The 17493-nt window shown below is 69.6% G+C and carries 17 protein-coding genes; 9 read left to right on the top strand and 8 right to left on the bottom strand.

Annotation, left to right across the window (positions count from 1 at the left end; translation table 11 throughout):
• Positions 1–267 (bottom strand): aminotransferase class V-fold PLP-dependent enzyme (locus H0488_RS07340; RefSeq protein ID WP_183098629.1); only part of this gene is annotated, 267 nt, incomplete at its 3' end.
• A 104-nt stretch (positions 268–371) separates the two neighbouring features.
• On the opposite strand from H0488_RS07340, the gene ctaC reads away from it, so the two are divergent.
• The 4 genes from ctaC (at position 372) to H0488_RS07320 (ending at position 5054) form a co-directional block, all read left to right on the top strand.
• Complete coding sequence (gene ctaC / locus H0488_RS07335) at positions 372–1262, top strand: aa3-type cytochrome oxidase subunit II (RefSeq protein ID WP_183098628.1); 891 nt, start codon at positions 372–374, stop codon at positions 1260–1262.
• Positions 1263–1288: 26 nt separating this feature from the next.
• Positions 1289–3052, top strand: coding sequence for an aa3-type cytochrome oxidase subunit I (gene ctaD / locus H0488_RS07330; RefSeq protein WP_183098635.1), 1764 nt, complete (start codon positions 1289–1291; stop codon positions 3050–3052).
• Positions 3052–3492, top strand: coding sequence for a cytochrome c oxidase subunit 4 (locus tag H0488_RS07325; protein WP_183098627.1), 441 nt, complete (start codon positions 3052–3054; stop codon positions 3490–3492). The genes ctaD and H0488_RS07325 overlap by 1 nt, the downstream gene beginning before the upstream one ends.
• A 386-nt stretch (positions 3493–3878) precedes the next feature.
• Complete coding sequence (locus tag H0488_RS07320) at positions 3879–5054, top strand: L,D-transpeptidase (protein ID WP_246371584.1); 1176 nt, start codon at positions 3879–3881, stop codon at positions 5052–5054.
• 70 nt (positions 5055–5124) lie between these two features.
• On the opposite strand, the gene qcrB is transcribed toward H0488_RS07320, so the two are convergent.
• The 4 genes from qcrB to ctaE are packed head-to-tail and all read right to left on the bottom strand — an operon-like array spanning position 5125 to position 9564.
• Positions 5125–6855, bottom strand: coding sequence for a cytochrome bc1 complex cytochrome b subunit (gene qcrB, locus H0488_RS07315; protein WP_183098634.1), 1731 nt, complete (start codon positions 6853–6855; stop codon positions 5125–5127).
• A gap of 2 nt (positions 6856–6857) precedes the next feature.
• On the bottom strand, positions 6858–8018 hold the full coding sequence (gene qcrA, locus H0488_RS07310) for a cytochrome bc1 complex Rieske iron-sulfur subunit (RefSeq protein WP_183098625.1): 1161 nt from the start codon (positions 8016–8018) through the stop codon (positions 6858–6860).
• Positions 8015–8890, bottom strand: coding sequence for a cytochrome bc1 complex diheme cytochrome c subunit (gene qcrC / locus H0488_RS07305; RefSeq protein ID WP_183098624.1), 876 nt, complete (start codon positions 8888–8890; stop codon positions 8015–8017). The genes qcrA and qcrC overlap by 4 nt, the downstream gene beginning before the upstream one ends.
• 29 nt (positions 8891–8919) lie before the next feature.
• Complete coding sequence (ctaE, locus tag H0488_RS07300; RefSeq protein WP_183098623.1) at positions 8920–9564, bottom strand: aa3-type cytochrome oxidase subunit III; 645 nt, start codon at positions 9562–9564, stop codon at positions 8920–8922.
• A gap of 85 nt (positions 9565–9649) precedes the next feature.
• Between ctaE and H0488_RS07295 the strand changes: the two genes are divergently transcribed.
• Genes H0488_RS07295 through trpD form a run of 3 tightly spaced genes read left to right on the top strand, consistent with a single transcriptional unit; the run spans position 9650 to position 12006 of the window.
• Complete coding sequence (locus tag H0488_RS07295; RefSeq protein ID WP_312856243.1) at positions 9650–10525, top strand: cytochrome c oxidase assembly protein; 876 nt, start codon at positions 9650–9652, stop codon at positions 10523–10525.
• Between the two features lie 45 nt (positions 10526–10570).
• Positions 10571–10972: an Rv3143 family two-component system response regulator gene (locus H0488_RS07290; protein ID WP_183098622.1), complete on the top strand. Its 402-nt coding sequence runs from the start codon at positions 10571–10573 to the stop codon at positions 10970–10972.
• Positions 10972–12006: an anthranilate phosphoribosyltransferase gene (gene trpD / locus H0488_RS07285; protein ID WP_183098621.1), complete on the top strand. Its 1035-nt coding sequence runs from the start codon at positions 10972–10974 to the stop codon at positions 12004–12006. Before H0488_RS07290 ends, trpD begins: the two co-directional genes overlap by 1 nt.
• Here the strand turns inward: trpD and H0488_RS07280 are convergent.
• A complete protein-coding gene (locus tag H0488_RS07280; RefSeq protein WP_312856242.1) occupies positions 11964–12647 on the bottom strand; it encodes a hypothetical protein in 684 nt (227 codons plus the stop codon). The genes trpD and H0488_RS07280 overlap by 43 nt on opposite strands.
• A 197-nt stretch (positions 12648–12844) precedes the next feature.
• Between H0488_RS07280 and H0488_RS07275 the strand changes: the two genes are divergently transcribed.
• Positions 12845–15133: a hypothetical protein gene (locus tag H0488_RS07275; RefSeq protein ID WP_183098620.1), complete on the top strand. Its 2289-nt coding sequence runs from the start codon at positions 12845–12847 to the stop codon at positions 15131–15133.
• 19 nt (positions 15134–15152) lie between these two features.
• Here the strand turns inward: H0488_RS07275 and H0488_RS07270 are convergent, their stop codons facing one another.
• Together H0488_RS07270 and H0488_RS07265 are read right to left on the bottom strand one after the other, a co-directional pair.
• Positions 15153–15431, bottom strand: a complete 279-nt coding sequence (locus H0488_RS07270) for an Lrp/AsnC family transcriptional regulator (protein WP_183098619.1) — start codon at positions 15429–15431, stop codon at positions 15153–15155.
• Positions 15428–17137: a DEDD exonuclease domain-containing protein gene (locus H0488_RS07265; RefSeq protein ID WP_183098618.1), complete on the bottom strand. Its 1710-nt coding sequence runs from the start codon at positions 17135–17137 to the stop codon at positions 15428–15430. Before H0488_RS07265 ends, H0488_RS07270 begins: the two co-directional genes overlap by 4 nt.
• Positions 17138–17200: 63 nt before the next feature.
• Here H0488_RS07265 and H0488_RS07260 point away from each other — a divergent pair, with 63 nt between their 5' ends.
• On the top strand, positions 17201–17434 hold the full coding sequence (locus H0488_RS07260) for a hypothetical protein (RefSeq protein WP_183098617.1): 234 nt from the start codon (positions 17201–17203) through the stop codon (positions 17432–17434).
• Positions 17435–17493 lie beyond the last annotated feature (59 nt).

Below are 17493 nucleotides of genomic sequence, written 5' to 3'. Positions count from 1 at the left end.
GGAGCGGGCGCGGGCGAGCCCGAGCAGCCCGCGGTGCACGGCGTCGGTCCCGGAGCCGGTGAACCCGATCTCCTCCGCGTGGACGCCGAGGCACTCCGCGACAACGGCGCGCGCGTTGTCGAGGAGGAGCCGCGCCTCGCGGCCCGCGCGATGCAGCCGACGCGGGTCGGCGTAGCCCCGGTCGAGCGCCGCGAGCAGCGTCTCGCGGGCGGCTGGATGCAGCGGCTCCGCCGACGCGGTGTCGAGGTAGCCCCGCAGGTTGGTCACGCCGACCAATCTAGTGGTCGCCACGTTTCAGACCCTGCGCTCTCAGGGCCGCCCGGGTCCGCTAATGTTCGCAGAGTTGTGACCCTCGAGAGGAAGGCTCGTTCGTGGGCTTGAGGCACCCCGATCGCACGGGAGGACAAGCGCGACGCTGGCGTCGTTCTGCGGTCCTGGCCGGCGTCGTCGTACTCGCGCTGGGCCTGACCGGCTGCTCTGATGAGACAGAGGCGGGCCGCGTCGCGATGCCCGAACCGGTGACGGAGCAGGGCCAACACATCCTCGACCTGTGGCAGGGATCGTGGATCGCCGCGCTCATCACGGGCGTGGTCACCTGGGCACTCATCCTCGGCGCGGCGTTCTTCTTCCGCCGTCGCAGCGACGACGAGGTCCCGGTCCAGACCCGTTACAACCTGCCGATCGAGATCTTCTACACGATCTTCCCGATCATCATGGTCATCGTCTTCTTCTCGCACACGGTGCGCGTGCAGAACATCGCGCTGGAGATGGACCCCGACCCGGACGTGACGGTGAAGGTCGTCGGCCAGAAGTGGCAGTGGACCTTCAACTACCCCGACTCGGTCGACACGCCTGACGGCACCAACGTCTTCGTGTCCGGCACGGGCGAGGACATCCCCGAGCTGGTGCTTCCGGTCGACAGCACGATCGAGTTCCAGCTCTACAGCCCCGACGTGATCCACGACTTCGGTGTCCCGGCCTTCGCGATGCGGATGGACGTGGTCCCGGGGCGTGACAACGCCTTCCAGGTCACCACCACCGAGACCGGCGAGTTCGCGGGCAAGTGCTACGAGCTGTGCGGCACCTACCACTCGCGGATGCTGTTCGAGGTCCATGTCGTCACCCAGGAGGAGTACGACGCCTACCTCGCCGAGCTCGCTGCTGACCCTGACCACGTGAGCGAGGAGCCGATCGTCGGCGGCGCCTACTCCGAGACTCCGGTCCTCGAGGACCTGAACGAGACCGAGGGAGAGCAGGAGTGACCGCCGTCGCCGCCCGTTCCACGGACATGCCCGAGCGGAAGCCGCTCGGCCAGATGCTGGTGCGGGCCATGACCACGACCGATCACAAGCTGATCGGCAACCTCTACTTCGTCACCGCGCTCGTCTGGTTCATGATCGGCGGCCTGATGGCGCTGCTCATGCGCTCCGAGCTGGCCTACCCCGGCAGCCAGGTCGTGAACGAGGAGACGTTCAACCAGCTGTTCACGATGCACGGCACGATCATGCTGCTGCTCTTCGCGACGCCGCTGTTCTTCGCCTTCGGCAACGCGATCATGCCGCTGCAGATCGGCGCCCCTGACGTCGCGTTCCCGCGGCTCAACATGTTCAGCTACTGGCTCTACCTCATGGGCGGCCTGATCGCCGCGGCCGGCTTCCTCACCCCGCAGGGTGCGGCGTCGTTCGGCTGGTTCGCCTACACGCCGCTCTCGGACTCGGTCAACAGCCCCGGCGTCGGTGGCGACCTGTGGATCATGGGTCTGTGGATGGCCGGTCTCGGCACCATCCTCGGCGCGGTCAACTTCATCACCACGATCATCTGCATGCGTGCCCCGGGCATGACCATGTTCCGGATGTCGATCTTCACCTGGACGGTGCTGATCACCAGCCTGCTGGTGCTCATCGCGTTCCCGGTGCTCGCCGGCGCGCTGCTCTCGCTCGAGGCCGACCGACAGCTCGGCGCCCACGTGTTCGACCCGTCCCACGGCGGCGCGATCCTGTGGCAACACCTGTTCTGGTTCTTCGGGCACCCGGAGGTCTACATCATCGCGCTGCCGTTCTTCGGCATCGTGTCCGAGATCCTGCCGGTGTTCAGCCGCAAGCCGATCTTCGGCTACATCGGCCTGGTCGGCGCGACGATGGGCATCGCGATCCTGTCGGTGGCGGTGTGGGCGCACCACATGTTCGTCACGGGCGCGGTCAACCTGCCGTTCTTCTCCGGCATGACGTTCCTGATCGCCGTCCCGACCGGGGTGAAGTTCTTCAACTGGATCGGCACCATGTGGGGCGGATCGGTCCGGATGGACACCCCCATGCTGTGGTCGATCGGCTTCCTCACGACGTTCCTCTTCGGGGGCCTGACCGGCATCATCCTGGCCAGCCCGCCGCTGGACTTCCACGTCTCCGACTCCTACTTCGTGGTGGCGCACTTCCACTACACGGTGTTCGGCACGGTGGTGTTCGCGATGTTCGCCGGCTTCTACTTCTGGTGGCCGAAGCTCACCGGTCGGATGCTCGACGAGCGGCTCGGCAAGATCCACTTCTGGCTGCTGTTCATCGGCTTCCACGCCACGTTCCTCATCCAGCACTGGCTGGGTGTCGAGGGCATGCCGCGGCGGTACGCCGACTACCTGCCGGGTGACGGGTTCACCACGCTCAACCAGGTGTCGACGATCGGCGCGTTCATCCTTGCGTCCTCGATGCTGCCGTTCATCTACAACGTGTGGATCACCCGCCGCTCGCCCCTGGTCGGGGTGGACGACCCGTGGGGCTGGGGCCGCTCGCTGGAGTGGGCGACCAGCTGCCCGCCCCCGCGCCACAACTTCACCCAGCTGCCCCGGATCCGCTCGGAGTCGCCGGCCTTCGACCTGCACCACCCCGAGATCGCCGCGATCGAGATCGACGCCAACCCGGCGGAGGCCACCGACCAGGTGGTCGACGCGCCCGACGCGCGCGGGCGGGTGGAGCACGTCGCGCAGCAGCAGGCGAAGAAGGACGCGGGCGATCCCCAGAGCCACAGCTACCGCCACGACAGCACGGAGGACGAGGTCTGATGAAGGTCGAGGCATGGCTCTTCGGCATCACCACGGTCTTCCTGGTGCTGGTGACGCCGGCGTACTGGCTGATCACTGACGCCGCGACCGACTGCGGCGCGCCCGAGAGCGGCAGCTGCGCCGACTGGACCGGCACGTCCGCGCTGGTGATGACGACGCTGCTGGCCGCGATGGTGACCCTGTACCTCGGGTTCCACGCGCAGCGGATGAACCCCCGCCCGGAGGACCGCACCGACGGCGAGATCGCCGACGGAGCGGGCGAGCTCGGCTTCTTCCCGCCGTACTCCTGGTGGCCGTTCTGGTGCGCCTGCACCCTCAGCATCATCGTGCTCGCCCTGGCCCTCACCGCCTGGTGGATGGTCGTCCTCGGCATGGCCCTCGGGGTGCTGGCGCTCAGCGGCTTCATCTTCGAGTACTACCGCGGAGAACACGCGCACTGAGCTGGATTGCGCGAGCGCGTCGCGGACGGTGCTCGCCGCACGGGCCCTCGCAGGCTCGGGCCCGCGGGCTGCGCACCGTGCGGCTCCGCCGCGCGCGCGCCGCGCACCGTCCGCGACGCGGTTGACGTGAGCGCGGCCTAGGGCGGCTCGGCGGCTTGGTGGCCGCCGGCGCCGCAGAGGGCGTGAGAAGGGTCTCGCGGACCGTCGTTGCACGCGGGACGCGTGAGATTGGCGACGCGCCGGATGACGTTTGCGCCAGGGGGTCCGGGTTACCCTTTTCCTACGGCGTTCTGCCGTCGATCCCCGAAGAGAGACTCCCTGCTCGCATGCACCTGCCTCAACGCGCCCTGACCTCCCGTCCCACGCCCCGACGTGGCCTCGCGGCGATGGCTGTCTTCGCCGTGCTGCTCAGCGGGTGCAGCGCTGCCGAGGACGCGATGTCCGCGGCCGGCGTCGGTGACGACGAGGACGCGACAGAGACCACGGCATCGCCCGAGGCCGACCAGCCGAAGCTCAAGGTGAGCGTCAAGAAGGGCGCGACCGACGTCCCGGTCGACAGCATCCTCAGCGTGACGGCGAAGCACGCCACGCTGCGCAAGGTGACGGTCTCCCAGGCTGACGGCGAGCTGCCCGGCACGCTCTCGGCCGACAGCCGGCACTGGATCGCCGACGACCGGCTCGAGCCCGGAGTGACCTACACGGTGAAGTCACTGGGGGAGGGCGCCGACGGCGAGACCGTGCGCAGCACCTCGAGCTTCACGACCGAGGCGCTGACCCTCGACCAGCAGACCTACCCCTCCGTGGCGCCGCTCGACGGCGAGACGGTCGGCGTCGGCATGCCGGTGGTCGTCACCTTCGACCTGCCGGTGACCGACAAGCCGGCGTTCGAGCGCAACATGCACGTCACCACGACCCCGGAGCAGCCCGGCACCTGGCACTGGGTGAGCGACACCGAGGCGCACTACCGTCCCAAGAACTACTGGGAGTCCGGCACCGAGGTGAGCGTCGACCTCGACATCAACGGTGTCGACGCCGGGGCCGGGATCTACGGCCAGGAGGACCGCGCGGTCGACTTCTCCGTCGGTGACGCCCACATCTACAAGGTCAACGCCCAGACCCACCAGATGAAGGTCTACTCCAACGGCTCGCTGCTGCGCACGATCCCGATCACGACCGGCAAGGAAGGGTTCACGACCCGCTCCGGCGTGAAGGTGATCATCGAGAAGTTCGACGTGAAGCGGATGAACTCCGAGACCGTCGGCATCCCGGCGGGTTCGGCCGAGGCCTACGACATCGACGACGTGCAGTGGGCGATGCGGCTGACGTACTCCGGTGAGTTCATCCACGCCGCCCCGTGGTCGGTGGGCTCCCAGGGCAACGCCAACGTCTCGCACGGCTGCACAGGGATGAGCACCGACAACGCCGCGTGGCTCTACGCGATGACCCTGCGGGGCGACGTCGTCGAGTACACCGGCACCGACCGGCCGATGGAGCCCGGCAACGGCTACGCCGACTGGAACTTCGACTGGGCGGACTACAAGGACGGCTCCGCGCTGTCGTAGAGACGTTCCCCGTACGACGAAGGCCCGCCCCCTCGGCGAGGGGGCGGGCCTTCGACGTCGTAGCCGGGACCTAGTGGTCGTCGTCGGTCGGGCCGTGCTTGTTCGGCCCGGTGGCGATCTGGTGCTCCAGCTCGTGCAGCTCGTGATCGGCGTGGTGCTGCGCCTCGTGCAGCTCCTCGGCGGTCGGCTTCTGCACGTTGTCGGCGAACATCAGGGCCGACAGCTTGCTGCGGATCTTCTTGGCCACCTCTGCGACCTTGCCGCCAGGAGCGGCGACGCCTGCCTCGTCGGCGGTGCCGTTGGCGGTGTAGACCTCCTCGCGGTCGCGAGCGGTGAGGGTATACGCCTTGGTCTCGCTGATCGGCAGGTGCTTCTCGGCGTACCCGCCGTCAGGCGAGCGGACGATGACACCGGTCTCGTAGCCGTGCAGCAGCTTCTCCTGGTCGTGCCGCTGCAGGGAGATGCACCAACGACGGGTGATCATGAAGGCGATGATCGGTCCGATGATGACCGCGCCTCGCAGGAAGTACGTGATCTGGTTGATGCTGAGGTGCATCTTGATCGCGATGATGTCGTTGCCTCCCGCAGCCCAGGAGAGGCCGTAGAAGGTGATCAGCGCGGCCATGACCGCGGTGCGGGTCGGTGCGTTGCGGGGCCGCTGGAGCAGGTGGTGCTCCCGCTTGTCGCCGGTGATCCACTGCTCGAGGAACGGCAGCGCGATCAGCACCATGAGCATCAGCGGCGGCGCGATCAGGATCGGCAGCATGATGTTCCACGAGAGCGTCACGCCCCAGATGTGGGTCTCCCAGGGCGGGATGATCCGCAGCAGGCCGTCCGGCCAGCCCATGTACCAGTCGGGTTGGGACCCGGCTGTCACCTTGGACGGATCGTAGGGCCCGTACTTCCACACCGGGTTGAGGGTGAACAGACCGCCCAGCAGCGCGGTCATGCCGAACACGATGAAGAAGAAGCCGCCGGCCTTGGCCATGTAGACGGGGAGCAGCGGGTAGCCGACGACGTTCTCCTCGGTGCGGCCGGGACCAGGCCACTGGGTGTGCTTGTGGTAGACGAGCAGCAGCATGTGGGCCGTGATCAGCGCCAGCAAGAGGCCGGGGATCAGCAGGATGTGGGCGGCGTACAGCCGGGGGATGATCTGGTCGCCGGGGAACTCGCCGCCGAACAGGAAGAACGACATGTAGGTGCCGACCACGGGGCTGGCCTTCATGAAGCCGTCGGCCGCCCGGACGCCGGTGCCGGAGAGCAGGTCGTCGGGGAGCGAGTAGCCGGTGAAGCCCTCGATCGTGCCGAGCAGCAGCAGCAGGCAGCCGATGATCCAGTTGAGCTCGCGCGGCTTGCGGAAGGCTCCGGTGAGGTAGACCCGCAGCAGGTGGATCATCATCGCGGCGATGAAGATCATCGCTGCCCAGTGGTGCATCTGCCGCATGAGCAGGCCACCGCGGACGTCGAAGGAGATCTCCAACGTCGATGCCATCGCCCGCGACATGTGGACGCCGCGCAACGGGTCGTAGGACCCGTTGTACTGGACCTCGGTCATGCTGGGGTCGAAGAACAGCGTGAGGAACACGCCCGTCAGCAGCAGGATCACGAAGCTCCACAGCGCGATCTCGCCGAGCATGAAGGACCAGTGGTCGGGGAACACCTTGCGCAGCTGCTTCTTCATCGCAGTGCCGAGCCCGAGGCGTTCGTCGGCCCAGGTGGCGACCGCGCCCGCAGCCTTGGCGCTCCGCGTCGGGGTCGCCGGCTCGGTGCCGTTCGTCGTCGCGACGTCAGCGCTCTTCATCATCAGTCACCTTCCGCGAAGCGGTCGCGTTCGTAGTCACGTTCCCAGTAGCTCGGTCCGACCGGCTCGGTGAAGTCGCTCTGCGCGACCAGGTAGCCCTGCTCGTCGACCTCCAGCGGCAGCTGCGGCAGCGGCCGGCCGGCGGGACCGAAGACGACCCTGCCGGAGTCGGTGAGGTCGAACGTCGACTGGTGGCACGGGCAGAGCAGGTGGTGCGTCGTCCGCTCGTTGAGCGAGATCGGGCAGCCGACGTGGGTGCAGATCTTGGAGTAGGCGACGATGCCGTTGACGTCCCAGTTCTCGCGGCCCTTGCCCGGCTTGATGTCGGCGGGCTCCATCCGGAGGAGGATCAGCGACGCCTTGCTCTTGTGGATCTGCAGCTCGACGCCTTCGACGTCGGCGTGCTCCATGTGGTAGCGGGTGGGGTTGAAGAGCACCTCGGGCTGCGCGTTGACCAGGTCGCCGATCTCGAGGTCGGAGGCCAGGATCGGGGTGCCGATCGCGTCGCGGGCGACGCGCATCTTCGGCACCGTGACGGTGACTTCCTTGCCGTTCTCGACGGTCTTGATCTTGCGGCCGCCCTGGCCCCAGATCGTGTGCTCGAGCTTGTCGCCCGGCAGCGTCCCGAGGTCGCGCAGGAGGACGACCGCCGGGAGCCCGAGCAGACCGAGCGCCCCGAGCATGGAGTTGCGGATCAGGGGCCGCCGCGCGATCGAGGCCTCCTCGATGCCGACCTTCAGCGCCGCGAGGGTCGTGGCGCGGTCCTCCTCGGGGGAGCTGGCCGGGTGGCGGAGCTCGATGATCTCGTGGTCGCCCATCAGCTTGCGGGCCCACTGGATCACGGCGACGCCGATGAAGAGGAGCGCGAGGCCGAGGGTGGCGCCGAGCGCGACCGTGGAGGCGCCCAGGCCGCCGATGACGTGCCAGTTGTCACCGATGTCGTAGGTGAAGTACGCGACGACGAAGAGGATCGTGCAGATCGCGGAGAGGCCGAAGAGGGCCGCGACCTGGATCTCGGCGCGCTTCTCCTTCTTCGGGTCGACGTCGGTCGGCCGCCAGGTGTGAGCCGGTAGACCGGGGTCCGGGATCGGCTCCTGGGGGACGAGCTCGCCGCCGCCCCCGCTGTTGGCGTCGTCGTTGCTGGTGTCGTGTGCGTCGGTCACGCGTCGGCCCCGTCCTTCTCCTTGCTCGTGCGAGTCGTGTGGGCCGCGATCCAGACCGCGAACCCGACCAGACCGCCGATGCCCACCAGCCACGCGACCAGGCCATCACTCACGGGCCCGAGGTTGCCGAAGGTGAAACCTCCGTAGTTCGGCTGCTCGTTGAGGGTGTCGAGATAGGCGATGACCGCCTTCTTGTCGTCCGGCGGGATGTTGCCGTCCGAGAAGGTGTCCATCGACTGCGGGCCGGTCAGCATGGCCTCGTAGATGTGCTTGGGGTCGACGCCGCGGATCTTCGGGGCGTAGCCGCCCCGCGGCATGGCGCCGCCGGAGCCCTCGAAGTTGTGGCAGGCCGTGCAGTTGGCCAGGAAGATCTGACCACCGCGGGTGACGTACTCGTCGTACTCCTCGTCGGAGAGGGTGTCGGGGTCGTACAGCTCGGCGTCGGGGATCGAGGGGCCGGTGCCGAGGCTGGCGACGTAGGCCGACAGCGCGGCGATCTCGTCGTCGGTGTAGACGACCTCCTTGCGCGGCGCCTGGTTGCCCGGCGCGGCCATCGGCATCCGGCCGGTGCCGACCTGGAAGTCGACCGCGGCCGCACCGACGTCGGTCAGCGCGGGGCCGTACTGGTCGCCGCCCTGGGTGAGGACGCCCTCGCCGTTCTGCCCGTGGCAGAAGGCACACCCGACGATGAAGAGCTCGCGGCCCTCCTCGACGAGCTCCTCCTGGCTCTGGGTCGAGTCGGCCTGGGCGGGCGCGAACGCGGCGTACAGGCCGCCGGTCAGCAGCAGGCCGAGCAGGAGTACGACGAGGCCGGCGATCGGTCCACGACGGTGCCGCGACAGACGTCCGGCGGAGCGGTTCAGGAGACGCACATTCAGTCCTTGCAGATCAGGGCCGGGTGTCACTTGACCAGGTAGATCGTCGCGAACAGGCCGATCCAGACCACGTCGACGAAGTGCCAGTAGTAGGAGACGACGATCGCGCTGACCGCCTGCTCATGGGTGAACCGCTTGGCGATGTAGGTGCGGCCGAGAACGAACAGGAACGCGATCAGACCGCCGGTCACGTGGATCCCGTGGAACCCGGTGGTCAGGTAGAACATCGTGCCGTAGCCGTCGTGCGGGATGGTGACGCCCTCGTGGATGAGCTCGGCGTACTCGAGCGCCTGGCCGCCGATGAAGATGGCGCCCATGATGTAGGTGAGGATGAACCACTCCCGCAGGCCCCAGCCGCCGACGTTGAGCACCGAGCCCTTGCGGCCCACCTGACCGCGCTCCGCGGCGAAGACGCCGAGCTGGCAGGTGAACGACGACAGCACCAGGATCGTGGTGTTGATCGACGCGAAGGGCACGTTGAGCAGGTCGGTGTTCGCGGCCCACATGTCCGGGCTCACCGAGCGGATCGTGAAGTACGACGCGAACAGGGCCGCGAAGAACATCAGCTCGCTCGAGAGCCAGATGATCGTTCCGACGGCGACCATGCTTGGTCGGTCGTGCTGGCCGTGCAGTCGCGAGGCCGGGAGAGATGCCGTTGCTGTGGTCGCCACGGGGTCATTATGTCGATAGCGAGGCCCGGCGTCTCCCCGACCCCCAGGAATCGGACGCGGTGTCGCGACGACGTACCGTCAGGGCGTGGAACAGCTCTCCTGGGCGACGCTCGTCACCGAGTGGACGCTCGCCCCGCTGCCGCTCGTCGTGACGGTGTGGTCGGTGGGGTTGTACGTCCTCGGAGTGCGCACCCTGACCAGGCGTGGCGACCGCTGGCCGGTCGGCCGGTCGATCGCCTGGGGCGTCGGGATGCTGGCCTTCTACCTCGTGACGTCGTCCGGCCTCGCCGCCTACGACACGGTGCTGCTGAGCGTGCACATGGTCCAGCACATGGTGCTGTCGATGGTGGTTCCGCTCTCCCTGGCGTTGGGAGCCCCGGTCACCCTCGCCCTGAGGACCCTGCCGCGGTCGCCACGGCGGTGGCTGCTCGCGGTGCTGCACTCGCGGGTCGCGAAGGTGCTGTCGTTCCCGCCGCTGACGTTCCTGCTGTACGTCATCTCGCCCTGGGCGCTCTACTTCACGAGCTGGTACGACGCCTCGCTGTCCTCCGCCTACGTCCACGAGATGATGCACGTCCACCTGGTGGCCGTCGGCGCCTTGTTCTTCTGGCCGATCGTGGGGGTGGACCCGCTGCCCGGCCGGGTGGCGCACCCGTTCCGGGTGCTGCTGACCGTGCTCACGCTGCCGTTCCACGCGTTCCTCGGCGTCACCATCATGGGTCAGTCCGCGCTGCTCGGGGGTGACCACTACCCGTCCCTGCACGACGGCCCGATGGGCGCCTGGCTTCCGGACCCGCGGGCCGACCAGGAGCTCGCCGGCGGCATCCTGTGGGGGGCCGGCGACCTGGTGGGGATCGTGTTCTTCGTCGTCCTCTTCGTGCAGTGGGTGCGGGCCTCGATGAAGGAGGCCGAGCGGGAGGACCGAAGGCTCGATCTGCTGGAAAAACAGGGCGGTGGTTGAGGTGCGAGCGAGGCGAGCCCCGAAACCCCGAGTAACATCCGCCACGTGACCCACTCCAAGGCGCTCAAGGTCCTCGTCTACAGCGACGACGTCCACACTCGCGAGCAGGTGATCCTGGCGCTGGGACGACGTCCCCACCCGGACCTGCCCGAGCTGGAGTACGTCGAGGTCGCGACCGAGCCGGTCGTCATCCAGAACATGGACGCCGGGCACATCGACCTCGCGATCCTCGACGGCGAGGCGGTCCCGGCCGGCGGCATGGGCATCGCCAAGCAGCTCAAGGACGAGATCTACCAGTGCCCGCCTCTCCTCGTGCTGACCGGTCGCCCGCAGGACGCCTGGCTCGCGACCTGGTCGCGCGCCGACGCCGCGGTGCCGCACCCGATCGACCCGATCCAGCTCGCCGAGGCGGTCATCACGCTGCTCCGGTCCCGCGTCCCCGCCTGATGGTCGCCGGTCACAGCTGGCCGGAGGTCCTCAGCGCGCTGGTCGCCGGCACCGAGCTGACCTCCGCCCAGGTCGCCTGGGCGACAGGGGAGATCCTGGCGGGCGAGGCGACGGACGCACAGATCGCCGGCTTCGCGGTCGCCCTGCGCGCCAAGGGCGAGACCGTTGCCGAGGTCACCGGCCTGGTCGACGCGATGTACGTCGCCGCCACGCCGATCACGGTCGCCGGCCGGCTGCTCGACGTGGTCGGCACCGGTGGTGACCGGTCGATGTCGGTCAACATCTCCACGATGGCGGCGATCGTCGCCGCCGGCGCCGGAGCCAAGGTCGTCAAGCACGGCAACGTGTCGGCGAGCTCACAGTCCGGGTCGGCCGACGTGCTGCGCTCGCTCGGGATCCGGCTCGACCTGCCCGCCGATCGGGTGGCGGCGGTCGCCGAGGAGGCCGGCATCACCTTCTGCTTCGCGAAGACCTTCCACCCCGCGCTGCGCTACGCGGGCCCGGCCCGCAGCGAGCTCGGCATCGGCACCACGTTCAACATGCTCGGCCCGCTGACCAACCCGGCCCACGCCCAGGCAAGGGCGGTCGGCTGTGCCGACGCGCGGGTCGCCCCGGTGATGGCCGGCGTGCTGGCCGCCCGCGGCATCGACGCCTGGGTCTTCCGCGGCGACGACGGGCTCGACGAGCTGACGACGACCACGACGTCCGCGGTCTGGGTCGCGCGCGACGGAGAGGTCACGACCACCTCGGTCGACCCCGCGGCGCTCGGTCTCCCGCTGGTCGATCGGGACGCGCTGCGCGGCGGGGACGCCGACCACAACGCGGACGTCGTACGACGGCTGCTGGCGGGGGAGGCCGGCGCGGTGCGCGACGCCGTGCTCCTCAACGCGGGAGCGGCGCTGGCGGTCTACGACGCCCCGGGCGCCGACGTGCACGAGGCGCTGGCGGCGGGGATGACCCGTGCCGCCGAGGCGATCGACTCCGGAGCGGCTCAGGCGACGCTGGAGCGCTGGGTCGCCGCCGCGTCGGGCTGAGGGTCGTCGAGGTCGAGCACGAACCCACGGCCGTTCGGGCGGAAGCCGATCCGGTCGTAGTACGGCGCGACGATCTCCGGCGAGGTCATCACGTGCTTGTAGCCGCGCCGGCGGAGCAGGTCGCTGCGCCGCCAGACGAACTCGCCGGGGGTGAAGTCTCGGTAGCGCGGGGTGACGTAGTCGAGCCGGACCAGCGCGATGTCGCCGTCACGCTCGATGACGACCACGCCGACCGTCTCGTCGCCCTTCGCGACCACGAACGCCTCCTGGCCGGGCAGCACCCGGCCGGCGAACGTCGGCTGGTGCTCGCGGATGTCGGCGGCGTGGGTCTCGAGCACGTGGCGCAGGTACTGGTCGTCCGGACCGACCTCGATGACCTCGAAGGAGGCGGCGTCGTGGCGCTGTCGCCGCAGCCGTGCGATGAACCACAGGTTGATCGCGCTGGTGACCGCGTTGAGCGCGACCATCGGCCACACGCCCACGATCGCGTTGAAGGCGATCAGGACGCCGCCGGCGACGAGGTTGAGCGTGCGGAAGCGAAGCACGCGCTGCTGGATCAGCGAGTAGACGAGCAGCGCGCTCCCGCCCCAGCCGAGTGCGTCGATCCAGTGGCCGGCCAGCCAGTCGACGAGGTTCTTCACCCACTGATTTTACGCCGCGCGGGTCGTCGTCCCCGAATCGCCGGGGGACCCCGTGCGGTTAGTCCTAACTGACTACGAGGTGTGCCTTCCCGCCGGTGCCGTCGGGCAGGCCCGTCCGCCTAGTGTCGCCGCGGGAGCGGGTCCACTCAGCCAGGGACCTGCTCTCACGCGTGGGGACAACTCTGGAGGAATATCTCGTGACTTCGCATCGGCTCGTGCTGCCCGTGCTCACCGCCGTCGTCGGCAGCTCGCTGAGCGTGCTCGCGCCTCTGGCGCCGGCCAGCGCCGCCGTCGACCCGTCGGCCGCCCTCGGGCTGCCGCTCGGTGTCACCGCGAGCGTCGCTGGAAGCGGTGCCGTGACGACCAAGGCGTTCAACGACTTCCCGTCGCAGGGCGCCGACTACTACGTGCTGTCCACGGGGGTGGCCGGCGCGACCTTCCCGGCCGCGCCGGACCCGGACGCCCAGCTGAGCACGGACCGCGGTGCCGACGGGATCGCCGACTCCTCGAGCCTGACCCTCACGGTCTCCGCCTCGACCGGTGCGGGCTGCCTCTTCGTCGACTTCGCTCTCGGCACCGAGGAGCCGGTGCACACCTACAACTACTCGCTGGCGAATCCCGGCGACAGCCTGAGCATCACCAAGGGCGACAGCTTGGCCCCCGACTACGCGACGCACGTCGGCCGTGGCTACTTCGCGCAGGCCGGCTGGCCGGCCGAGCCCAAGCCGTACACGACGAACGCGGTCAAGTACTGGCACCACCCTGGCGACCGTCTCGACCCGATTCCCGGTACCGCCGAGGAGCCCTGGCTGGCCGAGGCGACGGCGTTGAACAGCGTGACCACGCGCGACACCGCGCGGATCCCCCTCGACCTCTCCGGCGGGGACGAGGTCATCACCATCCGCGTCAGCGACGCGCTCAACGGTGACCTGGACTCGGTCGCGCTGCTCGACGACGTGCGGCTGGGAGCGAGCTGCGCCAGCGGCACCGGCGTCGAGCCGAACCCCGTACACGACGGCGGTGTGATCGCCGGGATCCGCGGCGTCGGCAACGCCCTGGTGTACGACCCGATCCCCACCACCGACGTGATCGAGCGCTACGACAGCCCCGGCAACGGCTGGCGCTCGCCGTCCAACGTGCCGGTGGAGCTCCGGTTCCGCTGGTACCGGGCGTTCGAGGGCAACGCGCTGAACGGCGACATGAACGCCTGGACCCCCATCCCCGATGCCGACCGACAGGCCTACGTGCCGACCGCCGGCGACTACGGGAAGGTCCTCATCTGCCTGGTCACCGGCGTCGTGGACGGACGTCGCTACGAGACGTTCCCGTCGACCGGCGAGGCCGGCACCTGGTACGTCACGACGAAGATCGCCAACGGCACCTTCGTCGAGGGGGAGGCGCCGCTCATCACCGGGCCGTCCGACCGGATGGCCGCCGTCGGTGACGTCCTGACCGCCCAGATCGGGCACACCGTGCCGCGCGAGGACACCTGGGTCTGGCGCTGGTACGCCAACGGCCTCCGGATCTTCGGCGCGACCGGCCAGTCCCTGACCCTGTCTGCGGCCCAGGCGGGGAAGACGATCACCGTCGAGGCGATCGCGAGGCGGCTCAACTTCGACGACAAGCCCTGGATGAGCGCGCCGTACGGCCCGATCGAGCTGCAGGAGTGGACGAGCACCGACACCCCGACGATCGTCGTCGACGGAGCCGCGGAGTACGGGGACACCGTCACGGCCGACCCGGGTGACGGCTGGTTGCCGGCTCCGGACCGCTACAGCTACCAGTGGAAGCGCAACGGCAGCGTGATCTCGGGCGCGACCTATGCCGACTACACCATCCGGGCCGAGGACGTCGGTGTGGAGCTCTCGGTCGTGGTGTCCGGCGTCAAGCCGGGGTTCGAGGCAGTGCCCGAGGAGAGCGCGGCCGTCGACGTCCTCGGTGCGACGATGCCCGGCGCCACCCCGATCGTGACGGGGACCCCGCAGGTCGGCAAGCAGCTGACCGGCACGGTGACCGACTGGGACCCGACCGGTTCTTCGCTCACCTACTCCTGGTACGCCGGCGACACGCTGCTCCTCGAGGGCAGCCGCTACCTCACCGTTCCCGCGGGCGCCGTGGGCAAGGTGATCGTCCTCAAGGTCACCGGGCGGAGGACCGGCTACACGCCGAAGACCGTCTCGAGCGCGCCCACCGCCGTAGTGGCGGCCGGGGTGCTGACCGTCGGCTCGCCGTCCATCAACGGGCTGGCGAAGGTCGGCGGAACCCTCAGCGCGTCCACCGGCTACTGGGGGCCGAGCGGCGTGAAGCTGTCCTATCGCTGGAAGATCGGCAAGAACCGCGTCACGGGACGCAAGGGCGCACGGCAGACGTTCGTGGTCCCGCGCACCGCTCGGGGCAAGCGGATCACCGTCATCGTGACCGGCACCCTCGCCGGCTTCACGACCGCGAAGCGGACCAGTGCGCCGACCGCGAAGGTGGTTCGCTGACGGACGCTGCCTCGGGCTCCTAGTCGAGCCCGAGGGAGAAGGCCGACTCCAGGTCGTGGCGGGAGTAGGCCCGGAACGCGATGTGGGTCTCGGTGTCGGTGACGCCCGGCACCTTGTTGAGCTGGTCGGCCACGACCGTCGCGACCTCCTCGTGCCGCCGGACCCGGACCAGCGCGATCAGGTCGATCTGGCCGGTGACCGAGTAGACCTCGCTGACCCCGTCGAGTGCGGCGATCGCCTCAGCGACCTCGGGGATCCGGGCGACGTCGGCCTTGACGAAGACGATGGCGGTGATCATGCGCCCAGCGTAGAACGTGCGGCCCCACGCACCGGGCAGGTCCACTCGCCCTCGATGTCGACCAGGCGGACGCCCGGCAGCTCGAGCCAGCGCAGGATCCGCTCGGACTCCTCGGCGGTCGCGGCCGGGATCGGGCCCACGCTGGGAACGACCGTCTCGGCGGACGCCCGGAGCTGCTCGACGTAGGCCGCGGCGTCGACGCCCGGCGGGATCACGCCCGCAGCCGCGAGCCGGCCGTGGCGGATCACGTGGACCGACCACCGGCCGTGCCCTGCGCCCGGCGCGGCGTCGCGTCGCACCGCGACCACCTCCGGGCACCGGGTCAGCGACGTGAGCCGCTGGGTGCGGGCGGCGGCCCGCACGAACGACGCCAGCCGGTCGCGGTGGACGCCGGCCTCCTCGAACCGCTCCTGGTCGGCGAGGGCGGTCATCTTCTCGTTGACCAGCTCGACGACGTCGTCCGGATGCCGGAGCAGCGCGTCGCGCAGCTGTCGGACCACGGCGGCGTAGGTGCTCGCGTCGACGCTGCCGTCGCAGGGGGACAGGCACCGGCCGAGCTCGGCGAGCACGCAGGCCGACCGGGACGGCTGTCGGCCGAACTTGTCGGAGCACTGGCGGATCGGGAACGTCTCGTGGAGGGCCGCCAGGCAGCTCTCGGCGCTCGAGCGGGACGAGAACGGGCCGAGGTAGTCGGCGTCGTCGTCGAGCACCCGCTTGACCAACGACAGCCGGGGCCACGGCTCGCGGGTGAGCTTGACGAAGGTGACCTTCTCCGGGAAGCGCGAGCGCCGGTTGTAGCTGGGCTTGTGCTCCGCGATCAGGCGCAGCTCGCGGACCTCGGCCTCGAGCGGCGTCGCGCACTCGATGCCGGTGACCGACGACGCGAGGCCGACCATCTCGCCGATCCGGGTGCGGGTCTCGGAGGCGGTGAAGTAGGAGCGCACCCGCTTGCGCAGGTCCTTGGAGGTGCCGACGTAGAGCACCCGGGACTGGTCGTCGCAGAAGAGGTAGACACCCGGGGCGTGGGGGAGGCGGTCGGCCAGGTGGCGCTTGCGCCGCTGCGCCGCTGCGACCTTCGACGAGTAGGTCTGGAGCTCCTCGAGCGTGTGCACCCCCAGGCTGCCGAGACGCTCCATGAGGCCGTGGAGGACGTCGACGGTCGCGCGCGCGTCGGCGAGCGCCCGGTGGTTGGGGGTCGTCCCCGAGCGGAACACCCGCGCCAGCGACGACAGCTTGTGGTTGGGGGCCTCGTCGCGCGTCACCACGCGCCGGGCGAGCTTGACCGTGTCGACGACCTCGAAGTCGGGCCACGGGATGTCCTGCTCGCGGGCGAAGTGGCGGAGGAAGCCGACGTCGAACCCGGCGTTGTGGGCGACCAGCACCGAGCCGCGGGCGAACTCGAGGAACGCCGGCAGGGCCGAGCTGATCGGTGGGGCGTCGGCCACCATGCCGTTGGTGATGCCGGTGAGGACCGCGATGAACGCGGGGATGGCGGTGTGGGGGTTGACCAGGGTCTGGAACTCGCCGACCACCTCGCCGCCGCGGACCTTGACCGCGCCGATCTCGGTGATCATGTCGCCGTCGCCGACCGAGCCCCCGGTCGTCTCCAGGTCGACCACGCAGAACGTCACGTCGCGGAGGGGGCGGCCCAGCTCGTCGAAGCTGCGCTGCTCCTCCCATCGGCTCCGGACGGGTGCGGCGGTCATGTCGACGACGGTAGGGCGGAGGTCCGACACGACGAGGGAGGCACGCCACCTAGACTCCCCGGCGTGATCGACCTCCCGGACCAGAGCCAGCGGTGGCGCTGCGGCGGCTGCGGCAACCTCACCCGGTTCGACGTCACCCGGAGCCGGCGTACGACGGAGTACTGGCACCTCGACCTCGCCGGCGCCCCTGCTGTCGAGGACACCGAGGTGCTGGCCGAGACGATCGAGTCGGTGCGCTGCCGCTGGTGCGGACGCGACGACGCCATCGAGATCATCGCCCGCACGTCCGCCGGCTGAGGTTCGCGCGCAGCGCACCTCGGCCGAGGTTCTGTCGGAGCCCCGTGTCACCGTCGTGC

The organism is Nocardioides pelophilus, assembly GCF_014180685.1.
GTDB lineage: Bacteria > Actinomycetota > Actinomycetes > Propionibacteriales > Nocardioidaceae > Nocardioides > Nocardioides pelophilus.
The sequence above is the reverse complement of the archived record's forward strand: the minus strand, read 5'-3'. Positions and strand labels throughout refer to the sequence as shown.

Excerpts from the sequence above, each read along its gene's own strand:
- ctaD (WP_183098635.1), top strand. The coding sequence starts at position 1,289 with ATGCCCGAGCGGAAGCCGCTCGGCCAGATGCTGGTGCGGGCCATGACC.
- H0488_RS07325 (WP_183098627.1), top strand. The coding sequence starts at position 3,052 with ATGAAGGTCGAGGCATGGCTCTTCGGCATCACCACGGTCTTCCTGGTG.
- H0488_RS07320 (WP_246371584.1), top strand. The coding sequence starts at position 3,879 with ATGGCTGTCTTCGCCGTGCTGCTCAGCGGGTGCAGCGCTGCCGAGGAC.
- qcrB (WP_183098634.1), bottom strand. The coding sequence starts at position 6,855 with ATGAAGAGCGCTGACGTCGCGACGACGAACGGCACCGAGCCGGCGACC.
- trpD (WP_183098621.1), top strand. The coding sequence starts at position 10,972 with ATGGTCGCCGGTCACAGCTGGCCGGAGGTCCTCAGCGCGCTGGTCGCC.
- H0488_RS07270 (WP_183098619.1), bottom strand. The coding sequence starts at position 15,431 with ATGATCACCGCCATCGTCTTCGTCAAGGCCGACGTCGCCCGGATCCCC.
- H0488_RS07265 (WP_183098618.1), bottom strand. The coding sequence starts at position 17,137 with ATGACCGCCGCACCCGTCCGGAGCCGATGGGAGGAGCAGCGCAGCTTC.